The following is an 18,505-nucleotide window of genomic DNA, read 5'->3' on the forward strand; positions in this document are numbered from 1 at the left end:
CAGGTTCAAATCCTGTCCCCGCAACCAAATGGTCCCGTGGTGTAGTGGTTAACATGCCTGCCTGTCACGCAGGAGATCGCCGGTTCGACCCCGGTCGGGACCGCCATTTTATATAAAGAAAAGAACGAAACATGTTGTTTCGTATTTTTTTATTTGTTTTAACAAAAAACTAATAAAGACAGTCAAACTATCCTTAGGAAAACTCCTAAGGACTTTTTTATATATTCAAAACCTGTATAATAAATAGCAGAGAACATTGTGAGTAAAGTAGGTGAAGTCTGTGAGTAAATATGAAATAACAACAAAATCATCTGAGGAAACACAAAGATTATCAGAAAAACTTGGTGAACTTGCTCAGGCACAAGATGTAATTATTTTAGAAGGAGATCTAGGGGCTGGTAAGACGACTTTTACAAAGGGACTAGCAAAAGGTCTTGGAGTGAAAAGAGTTGTAAATAGTCCTACCTTTAATATTATTAAAGAATATAAAGGGAGATTACCGCTATATCATATGGACGTGTATCGCTTAGCTGAAAGTGAAGAAGACTTAGGTTTTGATGAGTATTTCTACGGTGAAGGAATTACGGTAGTAGAATGGGCTCATTTAATAGAAGCATATTTACCAAATGAGAAGCTACAAATTAGTTTATTCCATGCTGGAGATGACACAAGAAACATTGTACTCGAGCCAATTGGAGATCGCTATATTAGATTATGTGAGGAGCTATTACAAGATGAAAGTACTAGCAATTGATACTTCAAATTATGTAATGGGTGTATCCCTTATTGAAGAAGGAAACGTAATTGGGGAAATCATTACAAATTTAACAAAAAATCATTCTGTGCGTCTTATGCCAGCTGTAGAACAACTGTTAAAAGAATGCGGTGTAAAACCAAAAGAATTAACTAAAATAGTTGTAGCTGCTGGACCAGGATCATATACAGGTGTTCGTATAGGTGTGACAGCTGCCAAAACATTAGCTTGGTCACTTCAAATACCAATTGTGGGTGTATCAAGTTTAGAAGTAGTGGCTGCAAACGGAGCTAATTTTGATGGATTAATCTGTCCTTTATTCGATGGAAGACGTGGACAAATTTATACTGGCTTATATACATATGAAGGAGAGGATTTAACTTCTATAGAGGAAGACCGAATCATCCTTATTGTAGACTGGTTGCAAATGTTAAAAGATAAAGGAAAGCCTGTTTTATTTATTGGTAACGATGTGAAACTACACAAAGAAACAATTATCGAACATTTAGGAAATCAAGCTGTCTTTGCTCCTTTCACTAAAAATAACCCAAGACCAAGTGAGCTAGCGTTCTTAGGATTACAAAAAGAAGAACAAGATGTACATTCATTTGTTCCTAGTTACCTTCGTTTAGCTGAAGCTGAAACAAAGTGGTTAGAAAGTCAAAACAAGTAGGAGCTTGCAGAGGATGGATATGATATTTAGAAAGATGGAACTTGATGATATTGCTCAAATTGTAGCCATTGAAGAAGCATCTTTTTCAACTCCTTGGACTGCAGATGCCTTTCACCGTGAGTTAACGATGAATGAACATGCACATTATGTTGTGCTAGAAAAAGATGGTCGTGTAATTGGGTATTGTGGATTGTGGATAATTATTGATGAATCGCATATAACAAATATAGCTATTTTGCCAGAATACAGAGGTCAAAAGCTAGGAGATGCTTTATTAAAAGAAGTTATTTCCGAAGCGAAAACTCTAGGTGTAAAAACGATGACACTTGAAGTACGTGTATCAAATGAAGTAGCAAAACAGTTATACAGAAAATACGGATTTCAAAATGGTGGAATTCGTAAACGATACTATGCAGACAATCAGGAAGATGGTCTCGTAATGTGGGTGAATATATAATGGAAAAAAATACGATTATACTTGGTATTGAAACAAGTTGTGATGAAACAGCAGTAGCGGTTGTTAAAAATGGAACGGAAATTATTGCAAATGTTGTTGCATCACAAATTGAAAGTCATAAACGTTTTGGCGGAGTTGTACCAGAGATTGCGTCCCGTCATCATGTAGAAGAAATTACAGTTGTATTAGAAGAAGCGTTAAAAGAAGCGAATATCACATTTGATGATATTGATGCAATTGCTGTCACAGAAGGACCTGGTTTAGTAGGAGCGCTTCTAATAGGGGTGAACGCAGCGAAAGCAGTGGCATTTGCACATGATATCCCCCTAGTTGGTGTTCATCATATCGCTGGTCACATTTATGCGAACCGCTTAGTAAAAGAAGTTCAATTCCCATTACTATCACTTGTTGTCTCTGGTGGGCATACAGAGCTTGTTTATATGAAAGAACATGGTTCATTTGAAGTAATTGGTGAAACGCGAGATGACGCAGCAGGAGAGGCATATGATAAAGTAGCTCGTACGTTATCTATGCCATATCCAGGTGGTCCTCATATTGATCGACTTGCACATGAAGGAGAACCAACAATTGATTTACCTCGTGCATGGCTAGAACCGGATTCGTATGATTTCAGTTTTAGCGGATTGAAATCAGCAGTTATCAACACTGTGCATAACGCAAAACAACGCGGGATAGAAATTGCACCGGAAGATTTAGCAGCAAGTTTCCAAGAGAGTGTAATTGACGTATTAGTAACGAAAGCATCTCGTGCGGCGGATGCTTATAACGTAAAGCAAGTGCTTCTTGCTGGTGGAGTAGCTGCGAATAAAGGACTGCGTGCACGTTTAGAAGCGGAATTTGCACAAAAAGAAAATGTAGAGCTAATTATTCCTCCTCTATCTTTATGTACAGATAATGCAGCAATGATTGCAGCGGCAGGTACAATTGCATATGAACAAGGAAAACGTGCTACATTAGCTTTAAATGCAAATCCAGGATTAGATATTGAAGCATAGTTATGCACAAAATTAACCACAGCTTGTGGATAAAACCCATATTATCTGTTGATAATATGGGTTTTATTGTGTATATAAAATGTTGATAACTTTTTTGTTGATTGTGGATAATGTGGAAAAGTTATTTTTTTGTTTATTTTATAAAGGTGGATATGTGTATAAGGTTGTGGATAAAATAGGTGAAGTCTGACCTTTAGATGTATTTTTCTCGGGAAATAAAAAACAAGAAGATATCTTTAAAAAACATTTTGAAATATGCTCTTATTATAGGAGTCGCTAATATTGTCAAACTTTGTCGTTGAAATTATGCCTCATGTCGAATATTTTATACAATATGACGTTAATTCAAACTAGAAGATAAAAAGGATGCCGCATAGTCTAAAATCCCGACTTATGAGACATCCCTCTTATTTAAGACTCTTATAAATGTAATTCTTCCCATTCTGCCATACAAGCATCAAGTTGCTCTTGTAGTGTTTGCTTTTTCGTTGTAATTTCACTAGCCTTTTCATAATCTGCATATATTTCTGGTAAGCAAAGTTGATCTTCTAACGTAGCAATTTCTTCTTCAAATTGTACAATGTTTTGTTCTAGTTCCTCAATTTTTCGAGTACGTTGACGCTCCAACTTTTTGCGCTCTTTTTCTTCGAGATAATTTAATTTTTCTGGAGCTACAGTTTTTTGAACAGGTGCATGATTTTCTTGCTGTTCTTGTTGTTCAAACTCAGCACGTTCAATCATCTCATTTTTCTTTTCAACGTAGTAATCGTAGTCCCCTAAATATTCCTGTGCACCTTCTGTTGATAACTCAACAACGGTCGTCGTTACACGATTAATAAAGTAGCGGTCATGAGATACAAAGAGAAGGGTACCAGGATAATCAATTAAAGCATTCTCCAAAATCTCTTTACTATTTAAATCAAGATGGTTTGTAGGCTCATCGAGAATTAATAAATTCGATTTTTGCATCATAAGTTTGGCAAGAGCTAAACGAGCTTTTTGTCCACCGCTAAGAGAAGATACTGGCTTTAATACATCATCTCCTGTGAATAAGAAGTTACCTAATATCGTGCGAATTTCTTTTTCAGGTTGCAGTGGGTATTCATCCCATAGCTCATTTAAAACGCGCTTAGAAGATGTTAAATTAGCTTGTTCCTGATCATAATAACCAACAGAGACATTAGATCCGAAAGAAACCTCACCATGTAATAGTGGTAACTTATTCACAATGGATTTTAATAATGTGGATTTCCCAATTCCATTTGGACCAACTAAAGCAACACTATCTCCGCGTGTTAAGCGCATTGTTACATGTTCAATAATTGGATCCTTATCATAGCCGATAGTTGCGTCCTTTACTTGTAAAACATCATTTCCACTTTGTTTTTCAATATCGAAGTGGAAGGAAGCTGACTTAGAATCCCCTAATGGTCTTGTTAATAATTCCATACGGTCTAATTGTTTTCGACGACTTTGCGCACGTTTTGTCGTAGATGCACGAGCTATATTTTTTTGAACGAAGTCCTCTAGCTTAGCAATCTCATCTTGTTGTTTTTCATAACGTTTCATTTCTTGCTCGTATAGTGCTGATTTTAAGTCTAAATATTTACTGTAGTTACCAACAAATCGTCTACTTTCTTTATTCGAAATTTCATATACTTGTGTAACAAGTTTATCTAAGAAATAACGGTCATGGGAGACGATTAGTATTGCGCCAGGATAACCTTGTAAATATTGTTCAAGCCATGTTAATGTTTCGATGTCTAAATGGTTTGTAGGCTCGTCCAAAATAAGTAAGTCTGGTTTCGTTAATAATAATTTACCGAGAGCTAATCGTGTTTTTTGTCCACCGCTTAATGTCGAAATCGTCGTCTGGTGCGTTTCAACTGGGAAGCCAAGACCACTTAAAATCGAACGGATATCTGCTTCGTACTGATAGCCACCTTGATCTTTATAATCTAATTGTAATTGGTCATAATCAGCTAATAATCTTTCATACGTAGCCTCGTTTGAAAAGTTTTCTTCTTTTCCCATCTCTTGCTCTAGCCTTCGAAGTTTTGTCTCCATTTGCTGCAAGTGTGTAAAGACGGTTAACATTTCATCCCAAATTGTTAAAGATGTTTCTAAACCGGTATTTTGAGCTAAATATCCAATTGAGACATCTTTCGGTTTTATAATTTCTCCACCATCATGAGATAGCTCACCCGCTATTATTTTTAATAATGTAGATTTTCCAGCGCCATTTCGTCCGACTAATGCGATACGATCTTTCGTTTGAACTTCTAATTTTATATTTGAAAGAATCGTTTCTGCACCGTATAATTTCGAAAGCGCGTTTACTTGTAATAAAATCAATGTTTTCACCTCAAATAATTTCTTAACTTTGCCATGTTTATATTTCTCAATCATACTAAAAATAGTGTATAGTTTAAAATACAGAGAGAATACTTCTTCTTTCTATTATACAAGGAATTTAATAAGTGCTAAACTTCTGTATTTAATTAAAGCATATGAATAAAGATAGGAAGAGAGGAGAGGTTATATGGAGCAGCAGAAAATTCCACAAGCCACTGCTAAGAGATTGCCTCTATACTATCGATTTATCCAAAACTTATCTTTGTCTGGTAAGCAACGTGTTTCATCAGCTGAATTAAGTGAAGCGGTAAAGGTTGATTCCGCAACGATTCGAAGAGATTTCTCATACTTTGGAGCATTAGGAAAAAAAGGATATGGATATAACGTAAATTATTTATTATCATTTTTCCGTGAAACACTCGACCAAGATGATATAACACGTGTAGCGCTTATTGGAGTAGGTAATTTAGGGACCGCTTTCTTACATTATAATTTCACGAAAAACAATAATACAAAGATTGAAATGGCGTTTGATATTAGTGAAGAGAAAGTTGGAACAGAAATCGGAGGCATTCCTGTATATCACTTAGATGAATTAGAAGAACGTTTATCATCTGATATACAAGTGGCAATATTAACAGTACCCGCTACAGTAGCACAATCTGTAGCTGATAGATTGGCAGAAACAAACGTGCATGGTATTTTGAATTTCACACCAGCACGATTAAATGTGTCAGACAATATAAGAATTCATCATATTGATTTAGCAGTAGAGTTACAAACATTAGTTTACTTTTTGAAGAATTATCCACAATAAAACGCAGAGGGAGCGACCTCTGCGTTTTATTATTGTTTTTTCTTTGTGAATTTAACTAAGATGAGGCGAAGTGCCAAATTAAAATCAATCGTCGCCATAACTGCAAATAGTATTGTCCACATATTCCAAATTGTATCTGTTACATTCCTAATGGCTAGATGCGTAAAGATACATCCTAGAAGGAAGTACAATATAGCCATGAACAATGGTGAGTTTCTCATACTAAAAATCCTCCGATAAAGCCTTGCATTTTTTCAGCTTCTTTAATCATTTCTTGAATTTGTTCGTTACTCACTAAAACTTGGGCAATTGCAACTAATGTATTCATTGCAACATGAGCTGCAATGGGAACGATAATACGCTTCGTTTTTACATATAAGAAGGCGAATACGAGCCCCATAGCAGTGTATACCAATAAGTGAGTAAAATCAAAATGAATCGCCGCAAATACAAGGGAACTAATGATAGCGGCAATAAAGAAGTTAAACTTCTTATAAAGTGTACCAAATAAAATTTTTCTAAATACGATTTCTTCCAAAATAGGTCCTATTATAGAGATGACGATAAGGAACCAAGGTGTCGTTCTTGCGATATCCATAAGTCTCGCTGTATTTTCAGATCCAGGTTTAATACCTAATACATACATTTCAATCATACCAGCAATACTTTGCGAGAAAAATGCTAAGAAGAACCCGATAAAAATCCAACCAATCGTAGCTGGAACAGTAGAACGCTTTGTATCTAAATGTCTGTCGCGAATATCTGTTCTAAGTAACCAAAGTACGATACATAATGCAATAAAGAAGCTAATGATCGCCCAGTGACCAGTTATGAGTTGAAATTTCTCTTCCCTAGTGAATCCCCTGTTATCATAAAGCCCAGTTTTCAGAAGAAGTGGTAATCCAGCAATTGATGATAACTGCATTAAAATGTATGTAACGATAACCCACCAATATTGTTTTTTCAAATGGTTTAACCATCCTTTCTAACTCTAGTGTATGAGATAAGGTAGGATAACATGTAAATATGCTACCTACGATATAAACCTTACTTACATTATGTTTTTTTTGTAAATCCTTATTTGAAATTATAATAGAAGACAGGAGAAAGTTGTGTGTGTAGCGAAAACAACTTAGGGTGTCCTTTCATATTGTAACATACGAGTAGTGGAAACAACGATTCATATAGTAAAGGTAGAAGAAGAGGAACTCTATATAGAAAAATTTATAGCGTAATTTGCGAAAAAATTATGATTTTTTTACTTGCAAAAGAAATTGAGATTATTTATTATTATAAGTGTGTTAGCACTCGGGTGACTTGAGTGCTAATAAATAAAATTTACATAACAAAATGAGGAGGTTATTGTTCATGCTAAAGCCATTAGGTGATCGCGTTGTAATTGAGCTTGTTCAAGCGGAAGAAAAAACAGCAAGTGGTATTGTATTACCAGACACAGCAAAAGAAAAACCACAAGAGGGTAAAGTTATTGCAGTAGGTACTGGTCGAGTGCTTGAAAATGGTGAGCGTGTTGCTTTAGAGGTAGCAGCAGGTGATCTTATCATCTTCTCAAAATATGCAGGTACTGAAGTGAAATATGAAGGTACAGACTACTTGATTTTACGTGAAAGTGACATTTTAGCAGTTATCGGTTAATTATATAAATCTTAAAAAATCCAAGGGGGTCAATTATTATGGCAAAAGATATTAAATTTAGTGAAGAAGCACGTCGTTCGATGCTTCGCGGTGTCGACACTCTTGCAAATGCAGTAAAAGTAACGCTTGGACCAAAAGGTCGTAACGTTGTTCTTGAGAAAAAATTCGGTTCACCACTTATTACAAATGACGGTGTAACAATCGCAAAAGAAATTGAATTAGAAGATGCATTCGAAAACATGGGTGCGAAATTAGTAGCAGAAGTTGCTAGCAAAACAAATGATGTAGCTGGTGACGGAACAACAACTGCAACTGTATTAGCACAAGCTATGATTCGTGAAGGTCTTAAAAACGTAACAGCTGGTGCGAACCCAATGGGTCTTCGTAAAGGTATCGAAAAAGCTGTAGTTGCTGCAGTAGAAGAATTAAAAACGATTTCTAAACCAATCGAAGGTAAATCTTCTATCGCACAAGTAGCTGCTATTTCTGCTGCTGACGAAGAAGTAGGTCAATTAATCGCTGAAGCAATGGAGCGCGTTGGTAACGACGGCGTTATTACTTTAGAAGAATCTAAAGGTTTCACAACAGAATTAGACGTAGTAGAAGGTATGCAATTTGATCGTGGATATGCATCTCCTTACATGATTACTGATTCTGACAAAATGGAAGCAGTTCTTGATAACCCATACATCTTAATCACTGACAAAAAGATTTCTAACATTCAAGAAATCTTACCAGTATTAGAGCAAGTGGTACAACAAGGTAAACCGCTTCTTATCATTGCTGAAGATGTAGAAGGCGAAGCGTTAGCTACATTAGTAGTGAACAAACTTCGTGGTACATTCAATGTAGTAGCTGTTAAAGCTCCTGGATTTGGTGACCGTCGTAAAGCAATGCTAGAAGATATCGCAATTTTAACTGGTGGCGAAGTAATCACTGAAGAATTAGGCCGTGACTTAAAATCTGCTACAGTTGAATCTTTAGGACGCGCTGGTAAAGTTGTTGTAACGAAAGAAAACACAACTGTAGTTGAAGGTGTAGGAAGCACAGAACAAATCGAAGCTCGCATCGGTCAAATCCGTGCGCAATTAGAAGAAACGACTTCTGAATTCGATCGTGAAAAATTACAAGAGCGTCTTGCAAAACTTGCAGGTGGCGTAGCAGTAATTAAAGTAGGTGCAGCAACTGAAACTGAGTTAAAAGAGCGCAAACTTCGCATTGAAGATGCACTTAACTCAACTCGTGCAGCAGTAGAAGAAGGTATCGTTGCAGGTGGTGGTACTTCACTTATGAACGTATACACGAAAGTAGCTTCTATCGTAGCTGAAGGCGACGAAGCAACAGGTATCAACATCGTACTTCGTGCACTAGAAGAGCCAGTTCGCCAAATCGCAATCAACGCTGGTCTAGAAGGATCTGTAGTTGTAGAGCGTCTAAAAGGCGAAAAAGTAGGCGTTGGTTTCAACGCAGCTACTGGCGAATGGGTTAACATGCTTGAAACTGGTATCGTAGATCCAGCTAAAGTAACTCGCTCTGCACTTCAAAACGCAGCATCTGTTGCAGCTATGTTCTTAACAACTGAAGCTGTAGTAGCTGACAAGCCAGAACCAAATGCACCGGCAATGCCTGACATGGGCGGCATGGGCATGGGCGGTATGGGCGGAATGATGTAATAAGCATCACTCTGTGAAGCTGTGCAATGTATAAATAGTTAATTAGAAGGCTACTTCCTTGATGAGGGGAGGTAGTCTTTTTTATATTTTATGATTGTTTGCGTTTAGATTTTGATGACTATAATAAATTTAAGACTACTAAGGATAAGAGAGTATGTGTTTTGAATCTTTAATTTTTGATGAAATCCACATTAAAATAATAATTATCGACAGTATTTGACATATCCATTGAATAATAAATAGTAGAATATACAGGTATACAGAATTAATTTGACTATATGTTCATTGACGAACGCTATTTTCTATTAGGATTTGTGTTAAGTCGTTATAAATATAAAAAGGAGAACTTGAATATGCTCAATAGTTCATTGAAAAAAGAAGCGATAAATAAATTACAAAACGCTGTACATCAATACGAGGAATCCTCTAAAAATTTACAAAATAATGCAATTAAATTACACAATACAAGGGATTATGGTGTTAAGGTAATTTTAAAAGTGGAGAGCTATATCAACGCTTTGGCTAATACTCCAAAAGAATTTGAAAAAAGTTTGAAAAAAATCCATATTAATATAGCTAGTTTTAAAGTTCTTAGCGAGATTTCATATGACGAAAAAGAAATGATTAAATTAGCAGGAGGAGGAACCGCTGCCGGTGTTGCAGCGGGCGTAGCAACAGCAGCACTTGCCCCAACGGCAGCGATGGCGATTGCCACAACCTTTGGAACTGCATCAACTGGTGCGGCTATTTCTACTTTATCAGGAGCGGCAGCAACCAATGCAGCTTTAGCTTGGTTAGGTGGAGGTGCACTTGCTGCAGGCGGTAGCGGTATGGCAGGAGGAAGTGCTTTATTAGCGCTAGCAGGACCTGTTGGATGGGGGATTGGTGCGGTTAGTTTAGTTGCAGGTGGTTTCTTTGCAAGTAAAAAGAATAGAGATGCTGCTATCAAAGCGGATCAAGAAAGAATTGAAGTTGTAAAGGCAACCAAAATTCTTGATGGCACATCTATTGAAATTACTGCCTTGAAGGATTCTACGCAAAAATTAGCATCAAATTTAGAGCAGAGCTTAATTGCTTTTATTAGTAATACGAAGAATGTAAAATCTTTTATTGATTTTTCACAAGATGAGCGCAATTTTTTAAGAGCTATAATAAATAATACAGAGAGCTTATCGGCGTTATTTATGAAGGAAGTTGGCAAATAAATGTCAACGAATGTATGGAAAGATCAGATTGTTGCTGTTGGGGTAGATGGATTTAATCATTGGAAAAGTCAATCTATTGCAAAGCAACTTGATGAAGTTGTTAGAGAAAAATTGCAGAATCAAGAGCGACAGAATTTGAATTTTGAAAAGGCATTGCAATGTATGATAAAAATGCGTCAGTTTCTTTCTGAACCTAAGCATATATTAGGATCTGAGCAAACGAAACATGGAGAAGTAGCGGAACATCTGGAGGTCAATGTACGAAATGCATGGGCAGCTTTAAAAGGGAATAGTGAGGTTGCTACATTTGAAGGTGTAGCTCGCACAGCACCGGAAGATTTTATTCTAGACGGTGTTAGGTATCAATCAAAATTTATAAATGGTACAAATAATACACTCAAACATGTACTTCATCATTTTGAAAAATATAAAGATGGATCTATGAATTATTCTATTCCTAAAGATCAATATGCAATTATTACATCTATAAAATCTGGTGATTTTTCTGTGGGCCTAAATGACAAATCGGTTCGTGCTATTCTTCAGAAAGTGGAAGAAATAGAGCGTCGAACAGGTCGGGGGTTTCAGGAGATAGTAAAGCCGTCTGTCTCTAATTATAGTGAAGTGCAGTTGGGGAGAGCTGGAGAAACGGTTTCGATGCATCAAGATAGAATTATTGAAGAAAATCAAAGAATTCAAGATGAAATTCAATCAGATGCAAAAGAAAAAGTGAAAATAATCGAAGTTCAAAAGGGACCTTCATTTAGAGAAGGTGGAAAAGTTGCTGGAACAGCAGTAGTGATAGCAACCTCGCTGAATGCAATCACAGTAATTTACAGCAAGGTGAAACATGGAAAGAAAATTCAGGAGTTTGATAAAAATGATTGGAAAGATATAGGTCTAAGCTCTGCTGAAGCTGGAGTGAAAGGTGGTATTACGGCTGGGAGTATATATGCTTTAACTAATTTGACATCGCTTTCAGCTCCATTTGCAGGTGCTGTTACAAGTGCCGTTATGGGACTATCATCTTTACTTGTGGATTTACAGAAAGAACAAATTTCTATGGATGAATTTGTCACTCAAGGACAAATACTTTGTATTGAAGCTGGAATCGCAGCGACAGGAGGAGCGATAGGGCAAATGCTAATACCTATTCCGGTATTAGGCGCAGTTATTGGTACGGTTACTGCGAATTTTGTGTGGGGATTTGCAAAAGATAAACTGGGTGCGAGAGAACGAGAATTAAAAAAAGTGCTTGATGCCTACACAGAATCTATTTTGGTAAAAGTGGAAAAGGCCTATCAGGAGATTATCTCTAAAATAAATGCTAAATATACTCAGTATAATTCTCTAATTGATGCTGCATTTGATGTTCAGGCAAACTCAGAAGTTTTAGCTGCAGCTTCAGTAGAACTAGCATTTGAATTAGGAGTTAATAGGAAAAAAATATTAAAAAGTGATGTGGATTTAGATGCTTTTTTCTTAGGGTGAAATTTTTATCAGTATTCCCAAAAGTAATGTCATAAATTATTACTATAATTCGCATTTTAAAAAGCTGTTAAATATTATCGATTTATAGATAAAATGTTTTAATTCTGCTCGCATTAAAGTAAATATCTTTATTTAGGTAGAGTTATTTTTGGTATTTTGATTAAAAGGAAATGAATTTCTGTAGAATTTTGTCGCTTTCTCTCTTGACCATACCGACACTTCATTGTTAGAATCTAGGAAGATAATATAAAACGATCCTTCATATATCCTCAAAGATATGGTTTGAGAGTCTCTACCGGGTTACCGTAAACAACCTGACTATGAAGGCAGTGTGTCTTATATTTATAAAGAGCGGAGACTATCTTTCTTTATAAAGCCAGACCCCTGCCTTTTCTTTGTTATGAGACTAGAGGCGGAGGACTGGCTTTTTTTATTATATTGGTAATGCTTTTCGCCTAATTGGTGAAAATATTTATATACGAGAACTAACGTTGGGGTGATTATTTTGAAGAAGCAACACGATACAATTATCGTTTTAGATTTTGGAAGTCAATACAATCAGTTAATAGCACGTCGAATTCGTGAGTTCGGTGTATACAGTGAACTTCATCCGCATACAATTACTGCAGAAGAAATTAAAGAAATAAATCCAAAAGGAATTATTTTCTCTGGTGGACCAAATAGTGTATATGGTGAAGGTGCATTACATTGTGATGAAAAAATCTTTGACCTAGGATTACCGATCTTCGGTATTTGTTACGGTATGCAGCTTATGACACAAAAATTCGGTGGTAAAGTAGAACGTGCAAACCACCGTGAGTACGGAAAAGCGGTTCTTAAAGTAGAGAACGAATCAAAATTATATGCGAACCTTCCAGAAGAGCAAGTTGTATGGATGAGCCATGGCGACTTAGTAACTGGTTTACCTGAAGGATTCGTAGTAGACGCAACAAGTGAGTCTTGCCCAATTGCTGGTATGAGCAATGAAGCGAAAAACTTATACGGTGTACAATTCCACCCAGAAGTACGTCACTCTGAGCACGGTAACGATTTAATTAAAAACTTCGTATTCGGCGTATGTGGTTGTTCTGAAGGATGGAACATGGAGAACTTTATCGAAGTAGAATTAGAAAAAATTCGTGAAACTGTTGGAGACAAAAAAGTTCTATGCGCACTTAGTGGCGGTGTAGATTCTTCTGTTGTAGCAGTATTAATTCATAAAGCAATCGGCGATCAATTAACTTGTATCTTCGTTGACCACGGCTTACTTCGTAAAGGCGAAGCAGAAGGCGTTATGAAAACATTTAGCGAAGGCTTCCATATGAACGTTATTAAAGTGGATGCAAAAGAACGCTTCATGAACAAGTTAAAAGGTGTAGAAGATCCAGAACAAAAACGTAAAATTATCGGTAACGAATTCATTTACGTATTTGATGATGAAGCTTCTAAATTAGAAGGAATGGACTTCTTAGCACAAGGTACACTTTACACAGATATCGTTGAAAGTGGTACAGCAACTGCACAAACAATTAAATCTCACCATAACGTTGGTGGACTTCCAGAAGACATGCAGTTCAAATTAATTGAGCCTTTAAACACGTTATTTAAAGATGAAGTGCGTGTATTAGGATCAGAACTAGGAATTCCTGATGAAATCGTATGGCGTCAACCATTCCCAGGCCCTGGTCTTGGTATTCGTGTATTAGGTGAAATCACAGAAGAGAAATTAGAAATCGTTCGTGAATCTGATGCGATTTTACGTGAAGAAATTATTAAAGCAGGCTTAGACCGCGAAATCTGGCAATACTTCACTGCGCTTCCTGGTATGCGTAGCGTAGGTGTTATGGGTGACGAGCGTACTTACGATTACACAGTAGGTATCCGTGCAGTAACATCTATCGACGGTATGACAGCTGACTGGGCACGTATCCCTTGGGACGTATTAGAGAAAATCTCTGTACGTATCGTAAACGAAGTAAAACACGTTAACCGTATCGTGTATGATGTAACGAGTAAGCCACCAGCAACGATTGAGTGGGAATAGTATTTATAAAAAGGTCCATCTATTACTTATGTATAGATGGACCTTTTTGTTTTAGGATTAATACGAACGAAATTATAAGTGTTTACAAAAATGTTCGTATTTAAATTGACAAAAATACTTTCAAGAGTTAATATGAGTATGTAATTCAAACGAAAAGTGAATATTATGCCGTCGTATAATATCGGGGATATGGCCCGAAAGTTTCTACCTAGCTACCGTAAATGGCTTGACTACGAGGCGTTTTTATAAAGGTGAGGGGAATCTTATCTTTATTAATAGAACGCTTCCATGTATATGCAATGGAAGCCTTTTTTATTTTTAATAGATAAAAGAGGGCTAGGAGATTACGGCGAGTAATCATATAACGGGGGAAACGTAAGATGAAACGCTATTTTCAGTTTGATGAACTCGGCACGAATTATAAAACAGAGTTCATAGCAGGTTTAACGACATTTTTATCTATGGCTTATGTGCTATTTGTCAATCCTGCTACGCTGTCACTTGGAAATGTTAAAGGATTACCGGCAGGTACAGGAATGGATCCAGGTGCAGTATTCGTTGCTACAGCATTAGCAGCAGCGATCGGTTCGTTAATTATGGGTATTTTCGCGAAGTATCCAATTGCTTTAGCGCCAGGTATGGGAATTAACGCGTTCTTTGCTTATACAGCAGTGTTAACGATGGGTATTTCGTGGCAAACAGCAATTGCTGGAACGTTAATGTCAGGTATTATCTTTATTATTCTTACAGCTTCAGGTATTCGTGAAAAAATCATTAATGCAATTCCATCAGAGCTAAAGTTTGCAGTAGCGGCAGGTATCGGATTATTCATTGCTTTCCTTGGATTCCAAAATGCTGGAATTATCGTGAAAAATGATGCTGTTCTTGTTGGGTTGGGGGACTTAACAAAGGGCACAACGTTACTAGCAATTTTCGGAGTTGTTACGACCATTATTTTCATGATTAAGAAAGTTAATGGTGCAGTATTTTACGGTATGATTCTTACGGCAATCTTAGGAGTAGCAACCGGATTAATTGATACTCCGAAAGCGGTAGTGGGAGCAATACCGAGTCTAGAACCAACGTTCGGTGCAGCATTAACGCACTTCGGAGATATTTTCACTGTTCAAATGGGGATTGTTATTATAACGTTCTTCTTTATCGATTTCTTTGATACAGCAGGTACACTTGTAGCGGTTGCGAATCAAGCGGGATTAATGAAGAACAATAAATTACCACGTGCAGGAAAAGCATTATTTGCAGATGCAATTGCAACTGTAATTGGTGCGATCTTAGGTACATCAACAACAACGTCTTATATTGAATCTTCTGCAGGGGTAGCAGCGGGTGGACGTTCTGGATTTACAGCAGTTGTAACAGCAGGATTCTTCTTATTGGCACTATTCTTCTCGCCATTATTAAGTGTTGTAACACCAGCTGTAACAGCGCCAGCGTTAATTATTGTAGGAATCTTGATGGTTTCGTCTTTAGGAGAGATTGACTGGAAGAAATTCGAAATTGCAGTACCAGCATTCTTTACTATCATTTCAATGCCACTTACGTATAGTATCGCAACAGGAATTGCAATCGGGTTTATCTTCTATCCAATTACAATGGTAGTAAGTGGTCGACGTAAAGAGATTCATCCAATTATGTATGTTATGGGAGTTTTATTCGTACTATATTTCATCTACGTTCGTAAATAAAAGGGGTTTTTGAAAGGTCTAGACTTAAGGGGAGTCTAGATCTTTTTTGCGTCTTCAGAAAAACTTAAGGATTTCCGAGCGTTTTTCTTCAGAAGTTTTCCTATAATAGAAGTTAGGGATTAAAAAAGTGATGGGGGAGATATTGTGGCAAATGAAACAATACTTGTCGTAGATGATGAAAAAGAAATTAGGAATCTTATTACAATCTATTTAAAGAATGAAGGATATAAAGTATTGCAAGCAGGGGACGGCGAAGAAGGATTACGTTTACTAGAAGAAAACGAAGTACATCTAGTCGTATTAGATATTATGATGCCGAAAGTAGACGGCATTCATATGTGTATGAAAGTAAGGGAAGAAAAAGAAATGCCAATTATTATGCTTTCCGCGAAAACGCAAGATATGGATAAGATTTTAGGGTTAACAACGGGTGCAGATGATTACGTAACGAAACCATTTAATCCGTTAGAGTTAATCGCAAGGATAAAATCTCAGTTACGTCGTTATATGAAAATGAATGGTTTTTCTATTCAAAATGAGGACGAGTTAGAAATTGGAGAGATGAAAATCAACATCTCGACCCATAAAGTTATTGTAGAGGGAGAAGAAGTGAAGTTGACCCCGAGGGAATTTTCAATTCTAGAATTACTAGCTCGTAATCCCGGTATGGTCTTTAGCGCAGAACAAATTTATGAAAAGGTTTGGAACGAACGATCTTTTCAGTCAGATAATACTGTAATGGTGCATATTCGAAAAGTACGTGAAAAGATTGAGGAGAATCCAAGGAAGCCTAGATATATAAAAACAGTATGGGGAGTGGGGTATAAGATTGAAAAAGATATTTAATCCATTTACTTATATAAGGAAAATAAGACAATTAATTGAGAAATTAGTAAAGAGCGTACGAAAGAGTATAAGAATTCAACTGATTACTACTTTCGCTGCTTGTGCGTTATTAGGAGTTTTTTTTGCAAAGGGAGCTGCACCATTTTTTGAGAATGCGAATCGTAAAGCGACTGTCGATTATCGGTCTGGTATGCAACAAATTAATTATCAAGCTCAAAGAGCAGCAAATAGTTCGGTGCATGAAAATAAATTAGAAGCTATATCCAATATGATCGAAACGGAGAATCAAAATTTAGAGCGAGGAAATAGAGCTTTAAAAATATTGGTTACTGACGAAAGTGGTAAAGTTGTATATAAAACGAAGCAGGCACAAGAAGAGCAAATCGATCTGCATAATACGATTCGTAATGCAGCATCATTTGCGATTAACTATTCAAATGGTCAAGATATATTTGAAAATACGAGAAAAGAATTTATAGCTTTTTCACCTATTACAATAGAAGATAAGAATTTATATATGTTCGTTAGTGGAATTCCGGATGGTGTAGTAATGTATGATACGCAAGAAGGCCCATTCCCATTTTTAATTGGTGTACTCGTATTCATTTTCTCTTTCTTCTATATAACAAAGAGAAAGATGAAACAAATTGAAGCGATGGCAGAAGGTGTAAAGGAAATAGAAAAAGGCAACTTAGCGTACCGTATTGAGAAGAAAGGTGAAGATGAGATTGCGTCTTTAACTGAGAATATTAATAATATGGCGGAAGAGCTTATGAATAATATAGAAAAGGAACGTAGATTAGAGAAGCAAAAGAATGAGCTTATTACGAATGTATCTCACGATTTACGTACACCACTGACTTCTATTATGGGTTACTTGCGATTACTTCGAGATTCTAAATATGAAAATAAAGAACAACATGATGAGTATACAAGAATTGCTTTTGCTAAATCGGAGCAGTTAAAGAATTTAATAGAAGATTTATTTGAGTATACGAAGTTAACGAATGAACAAGTTATATTAGAAAAACAAGAAGTATGTATAAATGAGTTATTGGAGCAATTAATAGAAGAGTTAGTACCGCAGGCGGAAGAGCATGGACTTACGTTCGTTAAGAAGTTTCCTGAAGAACGTGCCTATGCAGCGATTGATTCGGAAAAGATGGTTCGTGTATTTGATAATTTATTAATGAACGCGATTAAGTATAGTAAAGATGATGGGGAGATAAAAGTTTCTCTTCAAAGGCAGCGACGGGATATACAAATTGTAATTGCGAATCATAGTGAAGTGTTTACGAGAGAAGAGTTAGCGAGTTTGTTTGAACGTTTTTATAAGAAAGATCAATCTAGAAGTAGAGTAACAGAAGGATCGGGTCTTGGATTGGCGATTGCGAAAAGTATTGTTGAATTACAAGGTGGTAGTATTCGAGCTGAATATGAGGATGGTGTTATTCAGTTTATCGTCTTGTTACCAATTATAGAAAAATAATAAACGAATAGAATGGTATATGATAAAAAGGCTTATTTTAAAAGAAATAAGTCTTTTTATATTTTTTTAGAAAAACATATTGACGATTAGAGATTAGAGGTGTAATATTATACGAGTCGCTGATGACAACAACGTTGAAAGCGACAAACGAAATAAAAAACTTAGTTGACATTGAAAGATGAAGATGTTAACATAAGGAAGTCGCAAATGAGCGGCCAAGTAGTTCTTTGAAAACTGAACGAAACAAACAACGTGAAACGTCAATTTTTATTTTAGATGCTAGACAAACTAACTTTATTGGAGAGTTTGATCCTGGCTCAGGATGA

General features: G+C 36.4%; 16 protein-coding genes, 1 tRNA gene and 2 riboswitches. Of the genes, 14 read left to right on the plus strand and 3 right to left on the minus strand.

The features are described from left to right. Positions 1-30 precede the first annotated feature (30 nt). The 5 genes from PDQ40_RS27545 to tsaD all read left to right on the plus strand — a co-directional run bounded on the left by PDQ40_RS27545 (position 31) and on the right by tsaD (position 2,900). A tRNA-Asp gene (locus PDQ40_RS27545) sits at positions 31-106 on the plus strand. Positions 107-280: 174 nt separating this feature from the next. Beyond that, on the plus strand, positions 281-754 hold the full coding sequence (gene tsaE / locus PDQ40_RS27550) for a tRNA (adenosine(37)-N6)-threonylcarbamoyltransferase complex ATPase subunit type 1 TsaE (RefSeq protein WP_000049631.1): 474 nt from the start codon (positions 281-283) through the stop codon (positions 752-754). Further along, positions 735-1,427 (plus strand): tRNA (adenosine(37)-N6)-threonylcarbamoyltransferase complex dimerization subunit type 1 TsaB, encoded by a 693-nt coding sequence (tsaB, locus tag PDQ40_RS27555; protein ID WP_000865758.1) that lies wholly within the window; start codon positions 735-737, stop codon positions 1,425-1,427. Before tsaE ends, tsaB begins: the two co-directional genes overlap by 20 nt. Before the next feature lie 13 nt (positions 1,428-1,440). After that, a complete protein-coding gene (gene rimI / locus PDQ40_RS27560) occupies positions 1,441-1,884 on the plus strand; it encodes a ribosomal protein S18-alanine N-acetyltransferase (protein WP_000367197.1) in 444 nt (147 codons plus the stop codon). After that, positions 1,884-2,900 carry a tRNA (adenosine(37)-N6)-threonylcarbamoyltransferase complex transferase subunit TsaD gene (gene tsaD, locus PDQ40_RS27565; RefSeq protein ID WP_000414588.1) on the plus strand — a complete coding sequence of 339 codons (1,017 nt, stop codon included), beginning with the start codon at positions 1,884-1,886 and terminating at the stop codon, positions 2,898-2,900. Before rimI ends, tsaD begins: the two co-directional genes overlap by 1 nt. A 420-nt stretch (positions 2,901-3,320) precedes the next feature. On the opposite strand, the gene PDQ40_RS27570 is transcribed toward tsaD, so the two are convergent. Further along, positions 3,321-5,255, minus strand: coding sequence for an ABC-F family ATP-binding cassette domain-containing protein (locus PDQ40_RS27570; protein ID WP_000602165.1), 1,935 nt, complete (start codon positions 5,253-5,255; stop codon positions 3,321-3,323). A 187-nt stretch (positions 5,256-5,442) separates the two neighbouring features. Between PDQ40_RS27570 and PDQ40_RS27575 the strand changes: the two genes are divergently transcribed. Further along, positions 5,443-6,072, plus strand: coding sequence for a redox-sensing transcriptional repressor Rex (locus PDQ40_RS27575; protein WP_000437698.1), 630 nt, complete (start codon positions 5,443-5,445; stop codon positions 6,070-6,072). Between the two features lie 29 nt (positions 6,073-6,101). Here the strand turns inward: PDQ40_RS27575 and PDQ40_RS27580 are convergent, their stop codons facing one another. Further along, the gene (locus PDQ40_RS27580; protein ID WP_001246207.1) at positions 6,102-6,293 is read right to left on the minus strand and encodes a YdiK family protein; all 192 of its coding nucleotides are present in this window, start codon (positions 6,291-6,293) and stop codon (positions 6,102-6,104) included. Continuing rightward, positions 6,290-7,039: a CPBP family intramembrane glutamic endopeptidase gene (locus PDQ40_RS27585; protein WP_000745340.1), complete on the minus strand. Its 750-nt coding sequence runs from the start codon at positions 7,037-7,039 to the stop codon at positions 6,290-6,292. Before PDQ40_RS27585 ends, PDQ40_RS27580 begins: the two co-directional genes overlap by 4 nt. 401 nt (positions 7,040-7,440) lie before the next feature. Between PDQ40_RS27585 and groES the strand changes: the two genes are divergently transcribed. From groES to ampS, 8 genes are all read left to right on the plus strand, one after another. Continuing rightward, positions 7,441-7,725 (plus strand): co-chaperone GroES, encoded by a 285-nt coding sequence (groES, locus tag PDQ40_RS27590; protein WP_000917306.1) that lies wholly within the window; start codon positions 7,441-7,443, stop codon positions 7,723-7,725. Between the two features lie 38 nt (positions 7,726-7,763). Continuing rightward, the gene (groL, locus tag PDQ40_RS27595; protein WP_001029999.1) at positions 7,764-9,398 is read left to right on the plus strand and encodes a chaperonin GroEL; all 1,635 of its coding nucleotides are present in this window, start codon (positions 7,764-7,766) and stop codon (positions 9,396-9,398) included. 278 nt (positions 9,399-9,676) lie between these two features. Beyond that, entirely contained in the window at positions 9,677-10,603 is a 927-nt protein-coding gene (locus tag PDQ40_RS27600; RefSeq protein WP_270691764.1) for a hypothetical protein, read from the plus strand. Continuing rightward, positions 10,604-12,094: a hypothetical protein gene (locus tag PDQ40_RS27605; protein ID WP_270691765.1), complete on the plus strand. Its 1,491-nt coding sequence runs from the start codon at positions 10,604-10,606 to the stop codon at positions 12,092-12,094. It begins immediately after the preceding gene. Positions 12,095-12,333: 239 nt separating this feature from the next. Beyond that, a riboswitch (purine riboswitch) is annotated at positions 12,334-12,435 on the plus strand. Between the two features lie 164 nt (positions 12,436-12,599). Beyond that, a complete protein-coding gene (guaA, locus tag PDQ40_RS27610; RefSeq protein ID WP_000743925.1) occupies positions 12,600-14,138 on the plus strand; it encodes a glutamine-hydrolyzing GMP synthase in 1,539 nt (512 codons plus the stop codon). Between the two features lie 151 nt (positions 14,139-14,289). Further along, positions 14,290-14,391: riboswitch (purine riboswitch) on the plus strand. 127 nt (positions 14,392-14,518) lie between these two features. After that, the gene (locus PDQ40_RS27615) at positions 14,519-15,844 is read left to right on the plus strand and encodes an NCS2 family permease (RefSeq protein ID WP_270691766.1); all 1,326 of its coding nucleotides are present in this window, start codon (positions 14,519-14,521) and stop codon (positions 15,842-15,844) included. 144 nt (positions 15,845-15,988) lie between these two features. After that, the gene (locus tag PDQ40_RS27620; RefSeq protein WP_001262954.1) at positions 15,989-16,690 is read left to right on the plus strand and encodes a response regulator transcription factor; all 702 of its coding nucleotides are present in this window, start codon (positions 15,989-15,991) and stop codon (positions 16,688-16,690) included. Further along, a complete protein-coding gene (gene ampS / locus PDQ40_RS27625; RefSeq protein WP_270691767.1) occupies positions 16,674-18,179 on the plus strand; it encodes an aminopeptidase AmpS in 1,506 nt (501 codons plus the stop codon). Before PDQ40_RS27620 ends, ampS begins: the two co-directional genes overlap by 17 nt. The last annotated feature ends 326 nt before the right edge of the window (positions 18,180-18,505 follow it).

The organism is Bacillus cereus group sp. Bc061, from assembly GCF_027715825.1.
GTDB classification, from domain to species: Bacteria; Bacillota; Bacilli; order Bacillales; family Bacillaceae_G; genus Bacillus_A; species Bacillus_A paranthracis.

Bases quoted from the DNA above. Each gene is read 5' to 3' on its own strand.
- tsaB (WP_000865758.1), top strand. From the start codon at position 735: ATGAAAGTACTAGCAATTGATACTTCAAATTATGTAATGGGTGTATCC.
- rimI (WP_000367197.1), top strand. From the start codon at position 1,441: ATGGATATGATATTTAGAAAGATGGAACTTGATGATATTGCTCAAATT.
- tsaD (WP_000414588.1), top strand. From the start codon at position 1,884: ATGGAAAAAAATACGATTATACTTGGTATTGAAACAAGTTGTGATGAA.
- PDQ40_RS27575 (WP_000437698.1), top strand. From the start codon at position 5,443: ATGGAGCAGCAGAAAATTCCACAAGCCACTGCTAAGAGATTGCCTCTA.
- PDQ40_RS27580 (WP_001246207.1), bottom strand. From the start codon at position 6,293: ATGAGAAACTCACCATTGTTCATGGCTATATTGTACTTCCTTCTAGGA.
- groES (WP_000917306.1), top strand. From the start codon at position 7,441: ATGCTAAAGCCATTAGGTGATCGCGTTGTAATTGAGCTTGTTCAAGCG.
- groL (WP_001029999.1), top strand. From the start codon at position 7,764: ATGGCAAAAGATATTAAATTTAGTGAAGAAGCACGTCGTTCGATGCTT.
- PDQ40_RS27600 (WP_270691764.1), top strand. From the start codon at position 9,677: ATGTTCATTGACGAACGCTATTTTCTATTAGGATTTGTGTTAAGTCGT.
- PDQ40_RS27605 (WP_270691765.1), top strand. From the start codon at position 10,604: ATGTCAACGAATGTATGGAAAGATCAGATTGTTGCTGTTGGGGTAGAT.
- PDQ40_RS27615 (WP_270691766.1), top strand. From the start codon at position 14,519: ATGAAACGCTATTTTCAGTTTGATGAACTCGGCACGAATTATAAAACA.